Here is a 22,110-nt window from a genome sequence, read left to right on the forward strand (position 1 = left end):
GACAGCGTCGTCGGTCGGTCGCGGGCAGGTACAACTATTTCCCGCTGGCAATCCGAGAGTCTAGCACTACCATCCAGCCGTCCGGGCGTCGTCGACCGCCCCTCGACGGACCCGGCATACCTGAAAGACACAAAACATATGTCGATCAATCGCACAAGGAGCACTATCCACTGTGTATCCAGGGTATGCCCGCTACGCTGGCCTCCAGACACGCAGCCACTATGACCGACGCCAATCCTTCATCCCAGCCGGAGACGACGAATCAGCTCGGAACCATCGATCCACTCCCCATTGCAGCCGTCGCGGACCTCGTCGAGACGGTTCGAGAGAACGTGACGCGCGTGATCATCGGTCACGACGACGAGGTCGACCACGTCATCACCACCATCCTCGCTCGCGGTCACGTGCTCCTCGACGACGTCCCCGGCGTCGGCAAGACGATGCTCGCCCGTTCGATCGCGCGCTCGATCGACTGTAGCTTCCGACGGGTCCAGTTTACGCCCGACCTTCTCCCCTCCGACATCACCGGCGTCAACGTCTTCAACCAGAAGACCCGCGAGTTCGAGTTCCAGCACGGCCCCGTCTTCGCGAACGTGGTCCTCGGCGACGAAATCAACCGCGCCCCGCCGAAGACTCAGTCGGCCCTGCTCGAGGCCATGGAGGAACGCCAGGTGACCGTCGACGGCGACACCCGCCCGCTGCCGAACCCGTTCGTCGTCATCGCCACCCAGAACGCCATCGAGCCCAATCGGACCTACGAACTCCCGTTCGCGGAGGTCGATCGCTTCATGAAGAAACTCTCGCTCGGCTACCCGAACACCGACGAGGAAGCCGAGATGCTCGGTCGCACGGTCGGCCACCACCCCATCGAGGGGCTCGAGCCAGTCACCGACCTCGAGTCGATCGTCCGCGCGCGCGAGACGGTGGCCAACGTCGCCGTCGAGCCCCCCGTCCGGGAGTACGCGAGCGAGCTGGCCGGCTACACCCGCGAGCACGCCCATATCGGCGCGAGCCCGCGCGGCACCATCGCCCTCCTGCGAGCGGCCCAGGCCCGTGCCGTACTCGACGAACGAGAGTACGTCATCCCGGACGACATCCAGCACGAGGCGCCGTACGTCTTCGCCCACCGAATCAAGACGAGCGCGAACGGCCGCGAGACCGACGGTGCGGCCGTCGTCGAGGACGCCCTCGAGCACGTCCGCGTGCCATGAAACTCACGCGACGCGGCTGGGGGACCGTCGCCGTCGTCGGCTTCTGTCTCTGGATGGCGGCCAGTTTCGGCTCGCGAGCGCTCAACGCGGTGGTCGCGCCGCTGGCGTTCGTCCTCGTCGCCGGCGTGATCACGGCCGCGCGGGTCGACCGCCCGCACATTCGCCGGGTTCCCACCGAAGAGGGATATCCGGGCGAGCGACGGACGGTCGAACTCACCGTCGACGTCGAGTCGCCGCTATCGGCCACCGTCCGCGACGACCTCCCCGACGGCGTGTCCGCGGTCGACGACGGCAACGTCAGGGAGACGACCCTCGTCGACGGCAACTCGCTCACCTACGAAATCAACCTCGAGGGCCGCGGTATCCACGAAATCGGCCCAGTTACGGTCGTCGTCAGCGACGTCTTCGGACTCGTCGAGCAACGGTTCGAGTACGACCGGACCGGCGAGGTGCTGGTCTATCCCCGGGTCCACGACCTCCGGGGCGGCGCGAAACACGACCTGCAACTGCTTCACGACGCCGTCGGCGCCTACGATCGCGAGGAGTTCGACCACCTCCGCGAGTACACCCGCGGCGACTCCCTTCGAGACATTCACTGGAAGTCCGCCGCCAAACGAGCCGACGACGAACTCGTCGTCAAGGAGTTCGTCGCCGACGGCCGCGTCGGCTCGGTCGACCTCGTTGGCGAGTGCATTCCCGGACGCGACGACGACCTCGCCACTGCCGTCGCCAGCGTGGCCACGTATCTGCTCAGGGAGGACGTCGCCGTCGGCGTCTCGACCGTGGAGGGCACCCTCGAGGCCGACGCGGGCGAACGTCATCACCTCGAGATGCTGCGACAACTCGCCGTGGTCGGTCCCGGCGAACTCGACGACCGCGCTCGCCGGGAGGCGGACGTCCTGATCCAGGCGGACGCGTCGGGCGTCCTGGTGCTCGTCGATGGATACGAGATTCCGTTCGACCGGCTTCGCGGGCGTCACGGGCGTCGCGGCAGTGGGGTCGACGAGGGTTCGACCGGGTCGACGGCGATCGCTGCCGACGGGTCTGGCGGGTCCGGTGGCTCGAGCGCTGACAGGTCCGGTGGATTCGGCGCCCCCGGTGACTCCGATGGCTCCGGTGGACTACCTGACGCCGATGGCTCCGGTGCCTCCAGCGACGACCTCGAGGAGCCTGGCACGGGGGTGTCGCCATGAGCACGCGCACTGTTCCGAACTCGATCACCACCTCGCTCGAGGGGTCGACGGCGACGCTCTTTCGGACCCTCGCACTGGCGGGCGTGCTCGTCCTCCTCGCGGGCATCGTCTTCACGCTGAGCGAGATCACCCGAACCGTCGGCGGCACGCAGTCGCTGTACCTCCTCGTGCTCACGATGGTATTCGCGGCGACGATTCTCGCTCACACAATCCGACCACGGACGGCCCTGGCAATCGGTCTGGGCGCGACGGCGATTGGCTTCCTGTACTACCTCGAGGCCGCCGGCTACGCGCCGGGAGCCGCAGTCGGTCAGGCCGACAAGTTCCTCTCGGACACGATCACGCTCGCGACCGGAATGCCACTGATTCAGATGCTCGAGGCGGGCATCTGGACGCTGGGCTTTGCGCCCGCCCCGGTCTTTCTCACGTGGTACCTCGCGATGCGCGAGCGGTACGTCCTGAGCGTCGTTCCCGGCGGCGTAGCTCTCCTGTTTCTCGTGTTGACGACGGACGCCGGCATCGGCGTGACCCTCGTAGGCGTCGTCGGGGGCATCGCCGCGGTCGGATTCGGCGAACTCGACCGACACGAGGGCTCGATCGCTCAGGCCGACGTCCTGGCGATCATGTTCGCGATCATCGTCTTTCTCTCGATGACCATCACGTTCGTCCCCGGAGGCGCTGCCAGCCCCACGTTCTTGCTAGAGAGCGAACCGGGCACGCTCGACGGCGCGGTCGACGGCGACCCCGATCGGTCGACGATCACCGGCAGCGTCGACCTCTCGCCGGAGGTCCACTTCACCGTCGTGACCGAGGAGCCCACCTACTGGCGAACGGGGGTGTACGACCGTTACACGGGCGATTCGTGGATCAGGAGCGGCCCGGACGCCACCTACGACGACGTCGGCCTCCCCGAACCGGACGGGGCGTACGAGACGGCCAACCACACGATTACCATCGAGCGCCAGCTCGAGGTGATGCCGGTTCCCACCGGTCCGACCGCACTCGACGGCGACGTGACGGCACACACGCGCGTGTCCGATCACGGCCAGCCGATGCCGGACGGACCGCTCATCGCTGGCGACACCTACAACGTCGAGAGCGCGGTCCTCGAGGCCGACCCCACCACGCTCAACGAGGCCGGAACGGAGTATCCCGAGCCGATCACGGAGTACTACCTCCAGATGCCCGAGAGCCACTCGAACGAGTTCGCCACCCGAACAGACGAGATCCTCGCCGAATCCGACGCGGAGACGCCCTACGAGAAGGCCGCCGCCATCGAGCGGTACTTCCAGGACGGCTACGACTACTCCCTCGAGGTCGACCGCCCCGGCGGCAACGCCGCCGAGGAGTTCCTGCTCGAGATGGACGAGGGCTACTGCGTCTACTTCGCGACGACGATGACCCAGATGCTGCGCTCGGAGGGCATCCCCGCCAGGTACGCCACGGGCTACACCACGGGCCAGCAGGTCGACGACAACGAGTACGTCGTCCGCGGGCTCGACGCCCACGCCTGGGTCGAGGTCTACTTCCCCGACCAGGGCTGGGTCGTCTTCGAGCCGACGCCCTCCTCGTCCCGGGACGCCACCCACCAGGAGCGACTCGAGCAGGCCCGTGAGGACAACGAATCGGGCATCGATACGGACCAGAGCGAGGACGTTCCCGTCGACGGCCCGGAAGAGAACGAGTCAGTGCCCGACCTCGACGGCGACATCGACGATTTGCTCGACCCGAACGACACTAGCGACGATCCGTCGGGGAACGACACGAACGACACGAACGGCACCAACGATACTCCCAGCGGACCGGGCGGCCCCCAGGACCCACTCCAGCCCGGCAATCCGTCTGGAGATGGTACGGGCGGTACCGGCGTCGATTCAGCTGGCGGGAACGAGGACGAAGAAGACGACCTGATCCCGCTCACCCCCGGCGACCTCCTCGTCGGCGTCGCACTCATGATCGGCCTCGCCGCCGGCGGCCATCGGGCCGGCGTCGGCTCGCTCGTGAACCGCGAAGTCAGCCGCTACTGGCACGGCTTCCGCGGCGACCCGACCGAGGACACCGTCCGGGCCTACGAGCGCCTCGAGCTCGTCCTCGCGCGTCGCTTCCGGCCCCGAAAACGCGGGGAGTCGCCGCGCCAGTACGTCGATTCGCTCGAGCGGGTCGGCCTGACGGACCCGCGACCGCGACGCGTCCTCGAGTGCTACGAGCGGGCTCGCTACGGCGGTGGCGTCGACGAATCCACGGCCGACGAGGCCGTCTCGCTGGTCAGGGAACTCGCTCGCGAACGGGCACCGATCGTCGGTCGGCTGTGGCGCTAATGGTGGGTCGAGCCTGCAGTGGTGAGCCGAACCGAGACCTCGTATCCGGTTCGTCCCATCGATCCGATCGATCAACGTCCTGAAACAGTAGTTCGTCGCGATTACCAGAGCTGAACCCGCGGCGTCCCGCACTCCTCACAACAGACCGCGCTGTTGCCCTTGTACTCCGTTCGAACGAGCGATCCGGCTCGACAGGACGGACAGGGTTCCCCCTCGAGGGCGACCAATAACTGCCGTCCGTCGTCGATGCGTGTTGCCATATCGTGGGGGTCGCCTCCGTCGAGAGAAACGGTTGGGCTTGCCAGTGCAACGACCTCGCTACCCGCGACGGATCAAAACAGGGTAGCCCCTCGAGTCCAAACCTCAACCGATGACGTTTCACCGGATTGCCCTCGGAAACACCGTCTTCGAGGGAGCCAATAACGCGTATCTGTTCAACGGCGAGGCGACCGTCCTGCTCGATACGGGCGTCGCCGTCCCGGACACTCGGGCCGAACTCGAGGCGGGTCTTCGCGAACTGGAGGTCGAATTTGCGGACGTCGATGCAATCGTCCTCACTCACTACCACGCCGACCATATTGGCCTCGCCGGTGAGATCCAGGCCGAGAGCGGGGCGACCGTCCACGCTCACGCCGCCGACGCGCCGCTGATCGCCCACGACGAGGACGCCTGGGACGACCTCGAGGCCCGCCAGCGACAACTGTTCGCGGACTGGGGCATGCCGAGTGACGCTCGCGAGGAACTCCTCGGGTTTCTCGACGCCGGCGAGGGAATGGGAATCTACGGTGAGCCAGTCGACGTGACGCCGTTCGAGGACGGCGACCACCTCTCGTTCGGCGACCTGGCGCTCGAGGTTCGTCACGCACCCGGACACACGGCCGGCCTGAGCTGTTTCGTCCCGGCCGACGCACCCGACGAGGTCTACACCGGCGACGCCCTCCTCCCCGAGTACACCCCGAACGTCGGCGGCGCGGACGTCCGTCTCGAGGATGCGCTCTCGGCGTACGTGGGGACGCTCGAGACGCTGCTCGAGGCCGATTACTCGCGCGCCTGGCCGGGTCACCGCGAGCCGATCGACGACCCCGCAGCACGCGCCCGCTACATCCTGACTCACCACGAGGAGCGCGCCTACCGAGTCGCAAACGTGCTGGCCGACGCCGGCTCCGCAGACGCCTGGACGGTCAGCGCTCGTCTCTTCGGCGACCTCGCGGACATCCACATCCTCCACGGGCCTGGCGAGGCGTACGCCCACCTCGAGCACCTGCGCGAACACGGCGCCGTGACGGTCGACCACGAAATGGGCGGAGGTGACGGCGATACCGCGAGCGTCCGCTACCGACTCACGGACGACGGGCGGTCCCGACTCGAGTCCCTGACCGACGGCCGGTGGCCGCTCTCGGACGCCGTCCGCTAACCTCACATCCCACCCCGGTCTGGACGAGCGTCCGACGCGTGAGTAGGGTCGAACTGATCGCGTCACACCTCGATGGAAACCAGCACGAACTAGCTGGAGCCACCGCTTACCGGGTAGCGGTCGATAAAATGATAGTCAGTGGCGTTCCTTACAGGTCGCGGGGCTGGACCGTCTTCCGGTCGTTGTCTTCGGCACGTCGGGCAGCGTCCTCGAGCAGCTCGGACACTTCCTCGTCGAGTGCTTCGTAGAAGTCCGAAGCGACGTTCTTGTCATCGAGTGCTTCCTTTACGGCGGCTTTGACGATAAGGTCTGCCATACAGAATACCCGTTCCCGTTTCCCTACTATAAAGGTTCTGTTTGTGAGCGGCGAATTCGGGCTCGAGCGGCCCGATAGACCGTCTTTACGCACACCACCCACCAGAAAGTATATGTCGAAGGAAGTTCCGGCGGGCGCTGGACCCCCTCGAATCGGCCCAAACTGCCCTCGAACGCGCTCGCGCGCGCTCTCGAGACGACCTATCGGTATCCCAGCCGAAGAAGGGTGGCCCCGTTCACCGCGTTCGTACGACCTCGGGGTGACCCTGCCGTCGACGGCGGACCGCATCGACAAGGCACAGAGGCGGCAAGACGACGTTCCAAGCGACAGTCGGAACCCGGGATTGATCGGGAACGATGCGCTGTTCGCGGGTTGGTTCGACCTGGTCGGGAACTCGATGCTCCTATACGCGACGATATCGGTTCGCGAAACCGATTCGGAGGTCGGCTGGATCGTCGGCAGTATCATTCAGCTGGCTCAGAATCGAACGACCGACGAATCGCTCATAGCACTGGACAGCGGCTATCGGGGTCGTTATCTACGAACTGAAGGAGAATTCACTCGTTCGAGAAGTACCAACGCGAGAAGAGCCTAGGCCGGGATTTGAACCCGGGCTCTCGTCCTTACCAAGGACTTCTTCGAGATCGCCTCAAACCGGCAACTTCACGGCCACTATCGCCGGTTCTCGACCTGACTCGTACCTTCTCATCCCGAAATAACTACACGGACCTATAAGTAAGCGATGATACACTCTCGGGAGCCACAGGAACACGTACCGGAAGATAACCTACAGAACCAGCCGTAGCCGCTGAAACTAATATTACCGACTGGTCTTGGTCAGTTCGAGGCTTGACGAGCACTTGTCGAAAAGCGGGGTACTCCCCAGTACAGGAATGGGTACTGTCTCATGAGCATACAGCTAAGTAATATATCCCTGGATAAGTAAACCGGTAAACAAATGAAACAGCGAGATGTCGTATTGTTCGCTCTCTACGCTCTTCTTGGGATGCTGGTTTTCGTTACGCGATTACTGACTCTCCCACTCGAAGTAACAGCATTGATTGCTCTCATCGCGGCTGTAAGTGTCCCTACAGCCCACCGGGTAGAAAACATCTACAAACGTAGGCGTGATCAGCAAGCCCACCGAAAGCGTATCTCTGAACTGGTGAGCCGTGTAAATGAACGTGCCTCCGAGATTGGTCTTCAAATAGTGGATCAAGGCGAGATCATCGACACCTTGGTCAAGGATGACGAGGAACCGACGCTCGAAAAGATATATGAGAGTTACATTTACGAGCGTTTCGGAGAGCTACCAGACTATCAGCAGGAGATTCTCCTTATCCTTCTCCTTTCGCGCGAGGTTGACTCAAGTAAACGCCCTATCGAGCAAGCACGGTTGAAAACACAGATTGCATCGCTATTGTCGGATTTCAATCTTGGTTCCCTCGATCCGCGAACCATTGAGTTACTGGGCGCATACGACAAGATTGAGCATAAAGGAATAGAACGGACGGAGGTTACAGCACTATTCGACCACGAGCCAGAGAATCCCCGTGATTTGGCCTTAGAGTTCGCTACTGACTATGGGACTACTGACCAACTTGCGATTGTCCTGTTCAATGATCGCGAGCGTTCAACTGAACTCAGGAAAACACTGGGTCGTCTAATCGCCCGTGGGAAGATCGACACTGAGACGGTCAACCGTGAGACCGCTGAACGAATCAAAGACGAGATGGAACAGATCGGAGATGATGCCACGAAGTATCTGGTTTTCTCCAGGAGAATGCACTATGATGATGCTTTCGAGGAGGCTATAGACCGATTCCCACACTTGCGTATTGGTACGAAATACCCCGAAAATGGGTTTCCTGATGCCGCGGAGTATATGCGGGTCTATATGATCTATCCAGAGCACGACTATGGAAGTGCCGATCGCTTCTTAGAGGAAGCACTGAAGCCAATGGTGTCTGAGGAAATCCTCGATGAACACCAAGATGCATTTGTTGCCGTGATGCCGCTCGAACTTTCGAGGCTATCAATCTATCCTGAACACGAAAACGTTGACGAGCACCTGTCGGGGACCCACGAAGCACTGATGTTCCTGAAAACAGGCGCAAGCGAGGATCTATCAGAAGTCGTCTCAGACCGCGTTGTGAGTGACGTGGGCATCTCGGAACTACTGGCCGTTCTCCCCTTCAATGTCATTACACCCGACATCAACGAACATGAGAAGGAACTAATCATAGAGCACTACGACGAACTCCAAGATCGATTTGGTGTATCTGAGCTGTTCGATTGGGCGGATATTAATCCCGAAGACTTGGGGAATGCCCTTGCTGAAATCGATAACGATGTAGAAGATGAACGGTGGGAAGAACTTGCTGAGACGATTGTGGAGAGAGCTGAGAAATATTCAACCGCGACTTACGGTGAGGAGCCAACCTCTGTCTCTCGATAAGGGCGATACATTGGAACCTCCTAACTGACGATAGATTCGCTGTCGGGGATCGGTTCCAGCGCGGAAACAGGCACCAGATAGTTGTAATGGCCAAACTTCGATTTTGTTCGGTCTCTATCGAGGACCGTCTCTTTCGTCGCCGCCCCTAAGAACGTCACCGTAGTGCCGTCCAGATGCCCGAGGACATAATAATCAGAGTTGACGCGGCCTTCCTTCACCGGTAAGGCGTACGGCTCCTTCTGGCTCGTCTTAACATCAACTGTCCGCTCAACCCCATCAATAGAGACCTCAAAATCCACGCCCTCGTCCGTCCACCCAACGAGTTCAGTATTGATCTGAAGATCAGCATAGATGGCAAACGCCATCTCACCCATAAGTCCAACCTCATGCCGGTCCTCAGGATTCACACCCCAGGTCTCCGACTCGTTATCCCAATCCACGTATTCTTCGAACGACTGGTTTCGCTCCTTCGCGATTTCACGGACCTGTCGAACATATCGGGGAGGTATATCTACAGAGACCGTCATCCGTGAATCCCGGCCCCCGTTCGGAAGCTCGTGAGTTCCTTGAGGACCATATACCAACTCACGCTGAACGTCATATCTGCGAAGAGGTGGTCGGAGACCAAAACCGTGAGGGACGCCCAGTTTCGAGTTCAGACGACCGCGGCTGTTGGCATGAATCGCCTTTTTTAAATGGTTGAAACAACCGGTTGGTGAAGACTGTGTATTGATCGCTACTCTTTAGATTCTGACAACGGCCAGTAATCACTGGGCTCCGGAAATCGAACCAGTTAGGTAACTCTCCACGAAGTATTTATGACCGGATCTGAAAACTAAAGTATGACTGATGAGTTCGCCGGCCCCCGGAAGCTGCGGTACTTTCTATACCTGCTACTGATAGTCGTCTTCGGGGCTGTTTTTTCTACGATACTCGCAGATTTCTACGGGATCACGTTTCTCGAACCCCTACTGTGGTGGTTCGTAGAGAATCCGATGGTTCTGTTTGAGCTTGCAGGAGTCTTCTCAATCATCGCCCTGATCCTCATTGTGGCAATAAAGGCGCTGAAACTGGCCGATAACAGCGGTTTCTAATTCGCTGTTGCCACAACCAGAGAGAGTCTTGTGGATAGTGGACGGACTCTCTCGGACAGAACGCCTGTTGATGTCAACGGCGAACCCAGCTCACAAGATCAGATGACCACTTTCACTCCGGTTGGGCCATTTACTTAGACATTCCCGATAACTATCTTCTAAGATATGGTCCGTTACGATCATCTTGATGTCCATTTCCTCAATGTCGGTCACGGCGACTGTACGATCATTCACCACCCGAAGAGCGAGAAGCGCAAGGAGGGAAGGGTGTCAATCATCGATATTAACGATTGGGATCATCTAAAGCCAGAAGAGACGGATCAGTTTATTGCCGGTCTGAGCTCATACTTACAACAACAGTCCTCATCTGGATATTTTGAGAAGCAAATCTCAGAAGAAGAGTACGCAGAAGAGTATCTCGATGATCCAGTGGAGTATTATCAAGAAGCCTTCTCAGGTCTGAAAAACAAGGTTTGGCGTTTCATCTCTACTCACCCAGATATGGATCACCTCGCTGGTTTGAAACAGTTTCACGAGGAGATCGGGTTCGATGTTATGTGGGATACGCCCCACTCAAAAGAGATGGATACTGGTGATGGATGGTACGAAAAGTTCAATCGAGAAGATTGGTATCGATATGAAGCAATCCGAGGCGGAGAAACGGATGTGAACAATATCAACCCCAGAAGAGAATCTCAAAAGAACTTCTGGGAACAGGACAATATACAGATACTACACCCATCGCACTCGTTTGTCGAGGAGATTGATGAACAGTCGTCGGGATATAATGATGCCAGCTATGTGCTGAAACTCACTCACGGAAATCAAGCGATGCTGTTACCTGGTGATATAGAAGAAGACGCTTGGGAAGAGATACTTGACTACTGGGGACCAGACGTGTTGTCAGATGTGAATATCTTAAAAGCATCTCATCACGGCCGGAAGAGCGGTTTCCATCGCGAAGCGATCGAAGAAATGGACCCAGATTTAGTTGTGGTTAGTGTCGGCAACAAGGACGAAAGCGATGGATACGGCCTCTATTGGGATGCTTGTGGTGATGACACCAATATAATATCCACACGTCAGTATGGGACTGTAAGAGCCGTTTCAACCGGTAGAAGAACAATGGTTAGTTGTGCCGAGCCAGACGGGATCTTTGACTTACCCTGACTATGGTCCAGAGTCAGTTTTCAGCATACGATTTTATCGCAGATATTACACCAGGAGCTGTAGCCATCGGGCTGTCACTTACTCTGCTTCCAGAGGGTCATTTCATTCTCGATGAGGCTCAAGAAGTGGGTGTTGCTGCTGGGCTTACGTTTGTTATTTTTGCATATGTGGTTGGACACTTGATCCAGGCCATCGCAAGTCCGATTGACACCTACTGGGCTAAATATAGAGGATTTGCGTATCCATTTGAGAACGAACTTTCAGGAGAGGATTCAGATTCTTCATCCGATGATGAGGGCTCTCTTGATCAAGTATCGGTGAATGAAAAGTTCACTTCTGAGGTTGAGTCCCATTTCTCGGGCGAGTTTAGTAATACAGATATCTTTTTTCTCACCCAAAGTCGTCTCTGGAACGAGGATATTGGTCGTATGCGACGATTCCAAGTTCTCTACACGTTCTTCCGAAGTCTATGGGTAGTTTTCGCGATCGGTACAGTTCTTCACGTCTTGATACTCGTTGCGAAGTGGTTTGAATATTACAACTCGTTCTTGGGGACAGAGGATTCGATAGTTCTGATTTCAGGACTTACCGTTGCGGCACTTTTGGCTTACTATCGACGGAAAAAGATGCATAAAAAGATGGCCAAAACGATGGTTATTGATTTCTATGCTAATATCCTTGTAAAAGAAGACTGAGCCAACACTATCGCAGAAAATAATCTGACACTTTCATTGGTTGAACTCATGGGTTTGGTTTGGTACACTGGAGGGAAAGCGGAGAAATCACGTTAGCTAACTTCCGCTCACCTATGACCAGAGACTTCATTTCGTCCCAACGAAATATCTCGCTATGGAGATCGGACTCGTGAGCTGTACGAAGAGTAAACGCGAGCAAGCCGCAGAACCCGCTGACCTCTATATTCCGTCGACGTTCTTCAGTAAGGCGCGTGAGTACGTCGAAGCCAACCACGACCGCTGGTATATCCTTTCCGCGAAACACCATCTACTCGATCCGTCTGGGCCACCTATCGAGCCATACGATGAAACACTAACTGGCGCACCAGTCGCCCGGAAGCGGGAGTGGGCCGAAGTAGTATACGTTCAGCTCCAGGAGCAAGGTCTTCTCGACGCCGGCAATCGACTGGTGTTTCACGCGGGACGAGACTACTACAGCGAACTCATCCCGTTGCTGGACGACACGCCAGTCGAGGTGGAAACCCCTACTGATGGCCTTCTGTTCGGCGAGACGCTCTCGTGGTACAACGAACACCTCTGAAAATCCCGAGCAATTTTATGTCCCACCTCTGAAGGGAGTGGTATGTCGCGTCGCTCAGATCTCGATAACCTCTATGAGCTCCTCGACCGTCTCGAAGCAAACGTAGGCGGTAAACAACGACTCAAGAACTGCACTGGATACATGGATTGGCCGAAGAGAGGCATCTACTTTTTCTTCGCAGACGATGAAAGGCGTGAGTCGACAGACCAGCCCCGGCTCACCCGTATCGGCACTCACGCAGTTTCATCCGGCTCCAGCACGTCGTTGTGGAATCGACTCCGGACACATCGTGGAGCGAACAGAGGAACCTACGATGGCGGGGGAAATCATAGGGGGTCGGTGTTCCGCAAGCGGATCGGCGAAGCTCTGATCGAGCGAGAGGGGTTTCACGACGAATACCCATATTGGGGTAACGGATCCAGTGCGGATCGAGATCGACGGCTTGCCGAGTTAGAACACGAACGCCGCGTAAGCCAGTACATTCGCGACCTCCCGTTCCTCTGGGTCGACGTCGAAGACGAGCCCAGCCCGGAGAGTGACCGAGCCTACATCGAGCGGAACGCAATCGCTCTCGTCAGCAACTACCAGAAGGACTCACTCGACCCTCGTGACGACGACTGGTTGGGACGCGTCAGCCCCCGCCACGAGATTAGCGACTCGGGACTATGGAACATCAACCACGTCGGAGAAGAGTACGACACGGCGTTTCTGGACCGGTTGTCTGACGCTGTAGAGAAGACATCGGATCCCTGAGAAAATGGCGATCTGACGGCTCTCTGGCCGTCGTAGCGTTCTCCCTGGAGGCTGTTGGCATGAATCCGCGCGGTGCCGGAATCCACATTCTCGCATCGGATTTGGGCCTGTTGCTTAACCAGCAGGCACTAAACGGCGCCAGGCGACCCAGATGGAACTGAGCGGTAGTCAGAGAGTCAGAGAGTTCCCGTTTACCCGGAGCCATTCGCGGCGATCCTCGTAATCCGGAATGAGAGCACCAACCGTGTTCCAGAACGCGCCAGAGTGCTCATTATGTACTGAATGGGCCAACTCATGAGCGATAACGTAATCTTGGATTCGAACGGGTGCCCGGATCAACCGCCAGTTGAGGCGAACGGTTCCGCTGTCGTATTCACCCCACCGACCGTCGATCTCTCCGACCCATACTGGCACATCGTCGAGCCCCAACCTCGACTCAAAACGCGACACTCGGTTCGGAAGTTCTTCCTCCGCACGCTCAACAAACCAGTCAACGACAGCTTGGTGCTTTCGACGAACGCTTACGTCGTCTACATCTCCATCGAACCGGTGGACGCGAAGAGTGAACGTCTGCTCGTCAAACGATAACCTCGGTTCGGGGACATCCGCCTCAACGGCCTTCAGCGGATACTGTCGTCCCCGATACTGGAGTTTCTCCCCGCTCATGTACTCCTTCGGATACGGCGGTCCTTCTTGCTCTTTGAGTCCGTAGAGTTTCTGAAGCAGCCACTCTTGGCGAGACTCAAGCACGTCCTCAACATCTGCTACCGTCGCGGTCATCGGGGCTGTAACGGTCAACTCTAAGGACTTGTCGATTGACAGTCCTATTGTCTCCCGATTTTCGGACCAATCGACCGTGTAGGGCACGACCGTTTGGCCGATATGATGTCGACGCTGTAGGCGTTCGCTCATTGGTAATGATTTCGCGCGAGTTCGATGACGCGGTTGGTTAGCTCCCGCCGCTCGTCACCCGAGATGTCGATATCAGACCGATACAACTCTCCCGTCACTTCCTTCCGCATCCGGTTCTGCAGCTGCGTCTTCTCCTTCCATTCAACCTTCGTCACGAACTCCTCAACGGTTCCAACTAAGTCAGCGGTGAGCTCGATGAGCTCTTCCTCCTCAGCATCGTGCTTGTCCAGCACGTCTTCAAGGGCGTGATAGAACGAGAGATCGGTCTCGTCGCGGAGCCCTTTGTTCCGCGCCTGCTTGTCGCGGGAGCGAATCTCGTCCATCAACGCCCGAAGCTCCTCGATAGTCTCGCGCTCGTCGTATCGCCCTTCTCGGTACTTTTCAATGAGCTCTTCGAGCCGATCTCTGAGAGAACCGTACTGCACTGGATCTTCGTCGAACCGAACGTTGAGCTCGTGCTTGATTGCATTTTGCATCTCACTCGCCCGAGCTTCGTCGCTTTTTAAGCCTTCAAGTTTCGCGTCGTACTCGACTTCCTCCATAATCGAGACGGGTTCATCGTTCAAAACCTCGATGCCCCGTGACGTGATGTGGTCCTGAATCAACTCGCGGACCTTTGCTCCCGCCCCTTCGAGGTTCATCGTCTCATCGCGGTACCGCTCCTTCGCCTTTCCATAGATCGTGCTGAGACGCTCAAGATCCTCCCGGTAGGGGTTCGCCATGGGATCCGGGAGGACAACGTCCATCAGTTGCGAAAACCGCTTAAACGCGTTCTTGAACTCGATTCGGCGGTCGTCCGGTTCAAGCGACTGAACGCACTGTTCGACGTCATCGAGATCGTGGAAAAACGAGACCGCCTTGCTGTGGGCCGCCTCAAGATCAGGCTGTTTGTCCTCGACCGGCACCATCGCCCGCTCGACATCTTTGGAACTGAACATCGCGAGCGCCTCCTTCAATTCGTCCGAGACGCCGTAGTAGTCGATGATAAGCCCGTGGGTCTTCTCCTCGAACGGCCGGTTCACACGAGCGATCGCCTGCAACAGGCTGTGCTCCCGTAGTGGCTTATCGAGGTACATCACCTGAGCCACCGGCGCGTCGAAGCCTGTCAGGAGCATGTCACAGACGATAAGCAGCACAACCTCGCCGTTCGGATCGACGAACGATTCCTTGTACTGGCTCTTCTCGGAGTCGCTGGGAGTCCACTTCTTGATGTGTTCAGGGTCATTGTGCCCCTCAGAGATAATGACTCGTGACTCCGGCCCGTTCAGGTTGTCAAGGGTTTCTTTGTACCGAATCGCCGCCTCCTTGCTTGTGGTGACGACCATGCCCTTGAACGGCTCAGGCACGTCGTTCTCGTAGTGTTCGATGATGTCCAGTGCGACTCGGTCGATTCGAGGTTGTGCCTCCGCGAGATCTTGCGTGCGGGCGTATCGCTTCTGGATCTCCGCCTTTTCTTCGTCCGTCTTGTCCGAGAAGATGCGATCGAATAGGCGATCGAGCGTTTCGCCTTCGAGGTGGATGTCGGCAAGACGTCCCTGATACAGGATCTCGACCGTCGCGCCATCCTCCAGTGACTGATCGATCGTGTACGTGTCAATGTAGTTCCCGAACGTCCGGCGGGTGTTGCGCTCGTCTTTCTCGATGGGGGTTCCGGTGAACCCAACGTAGAAGGCGTTCGGGAGCGCCGTCCGCATATTGTTCGCGAACTCCTTGTCCTGCGTCCGGTGGGCCTCGTCGGCCATCACGTAGACGTTCTCGTTACGGGAGAGCACCGGGAAGTCCTCTTCGTCGTCCGTGGTCTGGAACTTGTGAATCAGCGTCGTGATCGTCTCGCCCGCGTCGTACGAGAGCCGATCGCGGAGATCCTCGATGCTCTCGGCCTTTTTCGGATTTGGGAAGCCACAGCGTTCGAACGTTGCGTGAATCTGGTCGTTGAGCGCCCGGCGGTCCGTGACTAAGAGAAGTGTCGGGTCGTCCTCGTTTCGGCGCAGCTTCAGCGCGAGAAAGAGCATCGTGAGCGACTTACCGGAGCCCTGGGTGTGCCAGACGACACCGCCCTGTGCCTCGCGCCGTCCGCGCTTGTCGATCCGTTCGAGTGCCTTCCGGACCGCTCGGTACTGCTGATACCGAGCGACCATCTTGATTGCGCCGCTCTGTCGGTTCTCGAACACTGTGAAGTGCCGTAACTGGTCAAGCAGGCGCGAGGGCTCGAACAACGCATAGAGCATCCGGTACTGATCCGGGAGATAGTCATCGAGGTCGAACAGCTCGATTAGTTCGTCGTCTTCCAGCGGGTAGGCGTCCCGCCAGGGCTTGTACTGGTCTTTCGGTGTTCCGTACGTGCCCATAACCGCCCCCTCCATCCAGGCCGCGACCGAAAACTGGTTGTACCGGAACAGCTCCTCGGCCCCCTCCGACTCTCCGTCGCGTTCGTTTTGATAGCGGGTGAGCTGATCAAGCGCCTCCGAACGCGGCTCTGGGATCTGGGGACTCTTGCACTCGACGACGCCGAGCGGGATTCCGTTGACGAACAGCACGATATCGGGCTTGACGACCTCGACCGGTCCCTCAACCCGGAACTGGTTGAGCGCGAAGAAGTCGTTGTTCTCGGGGTTCTGGTAGTCGATGTACTGGACCGTCTGGTGCTGCTTGCCGTGTCCGCGGTTCTGTTCGACAGAGATGTGGCGGACGAGCTTCTCGTGGATCTGCTCGTTTTCGTCCATCGTGCTCGTCCCAGCGACCTGTGTGATCTTGTGGACGGCCTTGTTCAGGTTGTTCTCGTTGAGCCACGGATTCAGGCGCTTAACTGCATCGCAAAGACGCGGTTCGAGTACGGCCGAGGACTTCGTCTCCCGAGGATCGATCCAAGTGGAGCGTTGCTGGTCGACGACCTCCCAACCGAGTTGCTGGAGTGCGTCAAGGGCGGGACGTTCAGACTCGACGTACTCGTTGGGCATTGTTAGTCTGTGTTGACGCGGACTGTGCCGGTGAGGAGATCCTGCATAAGGCCGCGTTTTAGTTCCTGTAAATCCTCTTTCCTACCTTTTTCCTCATCTATTTTTTTCTGTGCACATCCAATGATGTTTGCAATTCGTTCTTGTTCTTCCGCTGGGGGAACAGGTAGTTGGAACGCCTCAAAATCCGCCTTGGTAATATGGACTTGACCTGCAGACCCTCCAACCATCGTCTTAAGCAATCTTAGGTGTTGGTTTAGTGAAAATGCGAAGAATCGCTTATCCAACTCTTTCTTAGGACGAAGATTGTAGATGTGTTGATTAAGATATGCATCATCTCCTGACCAAATGTATGCGCCGAGTGAGGTCTTGATATTTCCCGCCCAGCAGAATAGCAAATCTCCGACTGTGACATGGTACTTGTCGTCTACCTCGAAGTTTGCGTAATTGGTTTCAGCTTCTGCGCCGGGCCGCAGGTCTTGGATTCTAATAATCTGGGTTCCCTCTTCTTCCCACTCTTCAGTCTTGAAGGCACGCCCATTGATTGCCTCAAATAACTGGCCACAGGGCTCCATATCCCAATGGTCTGGAATCTGTAATGTTCGAGGGCCAATCTGGATCTCTTGAGTGGAGCCATTAGATAGTCCTCCAATCAAAAGATCTTGCATTAGACCCTGCTTCAACTCCTTCGCCTCCTCGATAATTTTATCCGTCTGTTGGATCTGCTCGTCGACCGTCGAGAGGACATCGGCGATTCGGCGCTGTTTGGGGAGTGGTGGGAGTAAGACCTCTGAATTTTTGATTTTTGTGACTGTAAGTCGAGAGATTCCGGTCCCACTCATCTTTGACTGCATTACCTTTTTGAATAGCGGCCAGTTGAGATGATGAGTTAAAAAGTCTGGGTCAAGACGGTCCCGATCAGTCCGAATTAGTGCGACACTCGATAGTAAACTAAACTCGAAATCGAGCGTGTTTTTCCGCGCAATTCCAGTATTTGCTCCGTCTTTGACGTAGAGAACATCCCCAAGCTGTGGGTCACAGCGAGAGTAGATTTTCTTATGATCTTCTTCGGAAATGTACCCAATATCATCGAGGCGGAACCCATTCTCGCGGATGTTTTTGGAGGTTATATAAGGGTACCCCTCATCTACCGTATCTGGTGAATTATGTGTCCCATCCGTTATCTTTTGACAAACCGAATTTGTCTTGACTACTTCCCATTTTTCCGGAATTCTCACCGTCTTTGGGCCTAAATGAATCTCTTTGTACCCCTCTCGAACCTTTGATTTTTCCACAGCCTCGCTCATACGTACTCCAATTCCTCCATATACCGCTGCAGTTCTTCGTCGGTCTCCCGGCGCTCCTCGGCCAATTTATCCAACTCCTGTAGCCTCTCGCTTACGTCGATCGGTTCCTCGGGTTCGGTCGTATCGACGTATCTCGGCACGTTTAGGTTCCAGTCGTTCTCCTCGATTTCCTCAAGGTCAACAAGCCGACTGTGATGGTCCTCTTCGCGCCCAGTCAGGAACGTCTCGGCGAGGTACTCAACGCCCTCGTCGGTAAGCTGGTTCTGATTCGAGAGTTCTTCGAACACCTGTACGTCTGACTCCCGAAGCTTCTGATCCTCGGCGTAGATGAACTGAACTTTATCCCCTCTCTCCTCGGGCTTGTCCTTGTTCAGTATCAGGATACACCCCGGCGACGAGGTGTTGTAAAACAGGTTCTCCGGTAGCGCGATCACGGCCTCGACGAGATCGTCCTCCAGGATCGGCTTACGGATTTTCTTCTCCGATCGCGAGCGGAACAGCACGCCGTTGTCCATGACGACGCCCGCCTTTCCGGTCTCGTTGAGCGAGGCGATCATGAGCTGAATCCACGTCCAGTCGCCGCGGTTCGACGGCGGGAGTCCGTACGGGAAGCGGTTGTACGGCTCGTTGTCCTCTACCCAGTCCTTGTTCCATTCCTTCTGATTCCACATCGGGTTCGCGATTACCCGATCGAACACTTCCAATTCGTCATGCTCGGTGACGCGCTTGGGGTCTGTAATGGTGTCGCCCTTCTCGATCTTTGCGTCGTACAGCTCATGCAGCAGGACGTTCATCTGGCCGATCGCCCACGTGTTCAGGTTCCTTTCCTGGCCATACAGCGAGAAGTCGTTCATGTCTCCACCCGACTCGCGGATGTGCTCAGCAGAGTAGATGAGCATCCCCGCTGACCCACAACAGGGGTCGTAGACGCGATGACCCGGTTTAGGGTTGACGCACTTAACGATGAGACGCACGACCGCTCGCGGTGTATAGAACTCGCCGCCCTTCTTGCCGGCGTCGTCGGCGAATTTGTTGATGAGGTACTCGTAGGCCCGCCCGAAAATATCGGGGTCCTTGAGGTCGGCATTCCGGTAGCGATGTTTGTCGAAGTGTGAGACCAAATCCGAGAGCAGAGCGTCCGGGAGACGCTCTTTGTCGTTGAAATCGACTGTGGTGAGCACGCGGTCGGCGATGGGATCGTTCTCGTCTTCGATCGCCGCAAGTGCCTTATTCAGTGCCGCGCCGACGTCGGTCTCCTGGGCCTTGATGTGGTTCCACCGGGCGCGCTCGGGAATCCAGAACTCCTCGTGGAGGTCTCGGTCGTCTCTGGCGGTTTCCACCGGAATCCCGAGCTCCTCAGCGACCTCTTCGGTCTCCTCTTCAAAGCGATCGTTGGCCCGCTTGAGGAACAGCAGCCCGAAGATGTAGTTCTTGTAGTCCGCCGAGTCGATGCTTCCCCGAAGTTTATCCGCAGCCGCCCAGAGATGTTTTTCGAGTGTAGGAAGTGTAAGTAGATCGGGTTCCGTTCCAGGTAGCGTGGCCTGGTCCTTTTCAGCCATAGCTCAAGGATTCTACCCGTACATAATAATAGCATCGTCCTGATGACTGAGGTGTCGGACCACGGGAATACAGGAGAACTCATTACACTTCTTTTAGAAGTCAATACGCTAATTAGTGGGTAGCTTGAGCGTTTGCTATGGATATTCCAGTTGAACCGCAGACGCAATGGTGGTGTCTAAAGGCTGGCCGGGGTGGAGTTCTTGAAGACGACTGGCTCGATCGAAGCTTCGTTTCAACGGGGTGGGGTAATGATGGACCTGACCCACGAGATGAGTCTCCATCGGAGTTTCGGTCTAAAGACCCTTCGAACTTGCAACTCTCAAAGTTTGTTGGCTATCATGACGATAGCATGGAGGAGGGAGACATTGTGATAGCATACGCCCCTGAAAAAGGGCACCTCACTGGTGCCGGGACGGTCGGCGAACTTCGCTACGACGAGGACATGTCATTTCGGTATTTGACAGAAGAGGAAGCCCAGGAGGCACAGGTCGCCGACCACTACTACATTCGGCCGGTGACTTGGTTTGATTGGGGAACACCTGTCCAAGTCACTGATCTCTCGAAGCGGTTCCAAGTCAACGGTAGCGACCAGCTCCCGACGCCTGGCACATTCAACCGATACGGCACGCTGGAGACCCATGCTAACCGATTGGAAACCCTGGCTGAAGAGATCAACCAGGCCGAGACAGTCGAATCGTCACTCGGCGGATTCGGACCAGAACAGGAGTCTCAGATCCAGGAATGGGTGGTTAACAACATCAGACATCTCGGGCTCAAAAATCCCCGCAGAGAAGTCCGAACAGCCGCAGGCCGCATCGATGTCTTGGCTGACAGTGACCACGGTGAAACAGTGATAGAGATCAAACACGGGCGTGCAGGCGATCGAGCGTTAGGACAACTGCTTGGCTACATTGGGTCACGTAGTGAGGAGAACTCGGGGCCGGTATCAGGAATTCTGCTTGCAGACAGCTTCACATCTCGCGTAAAACACGCCGAGAAGATTCTTGACGATGTAACGCTCTATGAGTTTGAGGTAGAAACGAGGCTTCAGCAAGTTTGACAACTCGAACACAGTAATGATAGCAACGGTTACAAATTCTGGATGCGGTTGTAGAAGACTTCGTGGAATCGCTCACCCCGATCGATCATCCAGTCGTGATACTCCTCCCACGATTCTTTGTCTTCAAGTTTCCCTGATCGACGTAAGGTGATCTTCGCTCGGTTGCTGTTGCGTTGGGCTTCCTCAGGGGGACTCCAGATCAGTGACTCGCCCATCTCGTCCTCGATCTCGGCTTTCTGACTCTCCAGTTGCTGGTAGGCCTCGGGATCATCCTTGATGATGAGCTGACAATACAGTCTGTTCTCCACGGTGTTGGTGGTGAACTGGAGTTTAAACCCGGCTCGGCCGATCGGATTATTGTACCAGTGCTGGGGTTTCGGTTTTCGTGGCCGCAGTGGAGTATCACCGTCGGTGATCAGGTCTCGAAACTGCGTCCAATACTCCTCTTGGAGCTTCTTCGTATCGGATACGTCCCCTTCCGACCGTTTCGCCTTCTCTTTCCACTCTGATGGATCTTCGACCGGGTTGAGCCGAACTGCGGGCGGCGATTCTGCGATCCGCCAGACTTCCAGCCTGATTGCGAAGAGGTCGATCCCCTCGCGACTATTTTTGTTGAGCCAGTTGAACGCGTCCTTGTGCTCGTCGTTGAACTGTGGAGACAGCCAGACAATGATGTCTGCGTCAACTCCAGCCGCATAGGCGATACACTTCCCCAGATGATCGTGATCGGATGAGTTCAGCTGGTTCTCAATAACCACCTGACGCCCGTCATCAATCACTTCCGCCAAAATATCGACGCTGTACTTACCGACGTTCTTCTCCGTTTCGATGACATCCAGATCTAACCCGAGGACATCCTCTATGTGGGATGCTTCTTCTGACCGGATCTGATCAGCCAACCATGGAGTGAATTCATGAGCTTCATGTTCCCAATAGTCCCGGACATCTTGTGGTTCAAGCTCATGGAAGTCTGGACCCTCGAACGTTGCCATGCGCGCACCAACATACGCGACCCACAAAATCGTTGCCCGTACTGTCCGTTACCGAGGCCATCGGTTCTGTTGGCATTCAGGCGACAGTATTTCTTCGCATTAAAATTCGATGTAGTAGATGCC

The 22,110-nt window shown here is 57.1% G+C and carries 19 protein-coding genes; 11 read left to right on the plus strand and 8 right to left on the minus strand.

Annotation, left to right across the window (positions count from 1 at the left end; genetic code table 11):
- Positions 1–221 precede the first annotated feature (221 nt).
- Genes J1N60_RS00840 through J1N60_RS00850 form a run of 3 tightly spaced genes read left to right on the plus strand, consistent with a single transcriptional unit; the run spans position 222 to position 4,722 of the window.
- Positions 222–1,211, plus strand: a complete 990-nt coding sequence (locus tag J1N60_RS00840; protein ID WP_312909924.1) for an AAA family ATPase — start codon at positions 222–224, stop codon at positions 1,209–1,211.
- Positions 1,208–2,404 (plus strand): DUF58 domain-containing protein, encoded by a 1,197-nt coding sequence (locus J1N60_RS00845; protein WP_312909925.1) that lies wholly within the window; start codon positions 1,208–1,210, stop codon positions 2,402–2,404. Before J1N60_RS00840 ends, J1N60_RS00845 begins: the two co-directional genes overlap by 4 nt.
- Positions 2,401–4,722, plus strand: a complete 2,322-nt coding sequence (locus J1N60_RS00850) for a transglutaminase TgpA family protein (protein WP_312909926.1) — start codon at positions 2,401–2,403, stop codon at positions 4,720–4,722. The genes J1N60_RS00845 and J1N60_RS00850 overlap by 4 nt, the downstream gene beginning before the upstream one ends.
- Positions 4,723–4,823: 101 nt before the next feature.
- Here the strand turns inward: J1N60_RS00850 and J1N60_RS00855 are convergent, their stop codons facing one another.
- Positions 4,824–4,982, minus strand: a complete 159-nt coding sequence (locus J1N60_RS00855) for an HVO_A0556 family zinc finger protein (RefSeq protein WP_312909927.1) — start codon at positions 4,980–4,982, stop codon at positions 4,824–4,826.
- 110 nt (positions 4,983–5,092) lie between these two features.
- Here J1N60_RS00855 and J1N60_RS00860 point away from each other — a divergent pair, with 110 nt between their 5' ends.
- Positions 5,093–6,136: an MBL fold metallo-hydrolase gene (locus tag J1N60_RS00860; RefSeq protein WP_312909928.1), complete on the plus strand. Its 1,044-nt coding sequence runs from the start codon at positions 5,093–5,095 to the stop codon at positions 6,134–6,136.
- 148 nt (positions 6,137–6,284) lie between these two features.
- On the opposite strand, the gene J1N60_RS00865 is transcribed toward J1N60_RS00860, so the two are convergent.
- Entirely contained in the window at positions 6,285–6,452 is a 168-nt protein-coding gene (locus tag J1N60_RS00865) for a DUF1931 family protein (protein ID WP_253430449.1), read from the minus strand.
- Between the two features lie 958 nt (positions 6,453–7,410).
- Between J1N60_RS00865 and J1N60_RS00870 the strand changes: the two genes are divergently transcribed.
- Positions 7,411–8,910: a hypothetical protein gene (locus J1N60_RS00870; RefSeq protein WP_312909929.1), complete on the plus strand. Its 1,500-nt coding sequence runs from the start codon at positions 7,411–7,413 to the stop codon at positions 8,908–8,910.
- Between the two features lie 20 nt (positions 8,911–8,930).
- Here the strand turns inward: J1N60_RS00870 and J1N60_RS00875 are convergent, their stop codons facing one another.
- The gene (locus J1N60_RS00875) at positions 8,931–9,437 is read right to left on the minus strand and encodes a hypothetical protein (protein ID WP_312909931.1); all 507 of its coding nucleotides are present in this window, start codon (positions 9,435–9,437) and stop codon (positions 8,931–8,933) included.
- Between the two features lie 315 nt (positions 9,438–9,752).
- Between J1N60_RS00875 and J1N60_RS00880 the strand changes: the two genes are divergently transcribed.
- The 5 genes from J1N60_RS00880 (at position 9,753) to J1N60_RS00900 (ending at position 13,202) form a co-directional block, all read left to right on the plus strand.
- The gene (locus J1N60_RS00880; RefSeq protein WP_312909933.1) at positions 9,753–10,004 is read left to right on the plus strand and encodes a hypothetical protein; all 252 of its coding nucleotides are present in this window, start codon (positions 9,753–9,755) and stop codon (positions 10,002–10,004) included.
- A 165-nt stretch (positions 10,005–10,169) separates the two neighbouring features.
- Positions 10,170–11,174, plus strand: coding sequence for a ComEC/Rec2 family competence protein (locus tag J1N60_RS00885; protein WP_312909935.1), 1,005 nt, complete (start codon positions 10,170–10,172; stop codon positions 11,172–11,174).
- A gap of 2 nt (positions 11,175–11,176) precedes the next feature.
- A complete protein-coding gene (locus J1N60_RS00890) occupies positions 11,177–11,869 on the plus strand; it encodes a hypothetical protein (protein ID WP_312909936.1) in 693 nt (230 codons plus the stop codon).
- 154 nt (positions 11,870–12,023) lie between these two features.
- Entirely contained in the window at positions 12,024–12,449 is a 426-nt protein-coding gene (locus J1N60_RS00895) for a DUF6884 domain-containing protein (RefSeq protein ID WP_312909938.1), read from the plus strand.
- A gap of 42 nt (positions 12,450–12,491) precedes the next feature.
- The gene (locus tag J1N60_RS00900; RefSeq protein ID WP_312909940.1) at positions 12,492–13,202 is read left to right on the plus strand and encodes a GIY-YIG domain-containing protein; all 711 of its coding nucleotides are present in this window, start codon (positions 12,492–12,494) and stop codon (positions 13,200–13,202) included.
- A 168-nt stretch (positions 13,203–13,370) separates the two neighbouring features.
- Here the strand turns inward: J1N60_RS00900 and J1N60_RS00905 are convergent, their stop codons facing one another.
- From J1N60_RS00905 to J1N60_RS00920, 4 genes are read right to left on the minus strand one after another with little or no spacing between them, the layout of a single operon-like run.
- Positions 13,371–14,114, minus strand: a complete 744-nt coding sequence (locus J1N60_RS00905; protein WP_312909941.1) for a M48 family metallopeptidase — start codon at positions 14,112–14,114, stop codon at positions 13,371–13,373.
- Positions 14,111–17,071 (minus strand): type I restriction endonuclease subunit R, encoded by a 2,961-nt coding sequence (locus J1N60_RS00910; RefSeq protein WP_312909942.1) that lies wholly within the window; start codon positions 17,069–17,071, stop codon positions 14,111–14,113. Before J1N60_RS00910 ends, J1N60_RS00905 begins: the two co-directional genes overlap by 4 nt.
- Before the next feature lie 2 nt (positions 17,072–17,073).
- Entirely contained in the window at positions 17,074–18,375 is a 1,302-nt protein-coding gene (locus J1N60_RS00915; protein WP_312909943.1) for a restriction endonuclease subunit S, read from the minus strand.
- A complete protein-coding gene (locus tag J1N60_RS00920; protein ID WP_312909945.1) occupies positions 18,372–19,934 on the minus strand; it encodes a type I restriction-modification system subunit M in 1,563 nt (520 codons plus the stop codon). The genes J1N60_RS00915 and J1N60_RS00920 overlap by 4 nt, the downstream gene beginning before the upstream one ends.
- Positions 19,935–20,284: 350 nt before the next feature.
- Between J1N60_RS00920 and J1N60_RS00925 the strand changes: the two genes are divergently transcribed.
- Positions 20,285–20,995 (plus strand): endonuclease NucS domain-containing protein, encoded by a 711-nt coding sequence (locus J1N60_RS00925; RefSeq protein WP_312909947.1) that lies wholly within the window; start codon positions 20,285–20,287, stop codon positions 20,993–20,995.
- Between the two features lie 29 nt (positions 20,996–21,024).
- On the opposite strand, the gene J1N60_RS00930 is transcribed toward J1N60_RS00925, so the two are convergent.
- Positions 21,025–21,987, minus strand: coding sequence for a DUF4268 domain-containing protein (locus tag J1N60_RS00930; protein WP_312909949.1), 963 nt, complete (start codon positions 21,985–21,987; stop codon positions 21,025–21,027).
- Between the last annotated feature and the right edge of the window lie 123 nt (positions 21,988–22,110).

Source organism: Natronosalvus caseinilyticus, from assembly GCF_017357105.1.
In the GTDB taxonomy this organism is placed as follows: Archaea; Halobacteriota; Halobacteria; order Halobacteriales; family Natrialbaceae; genus Natronosalvus; species Natronosalvus caseinilyticus.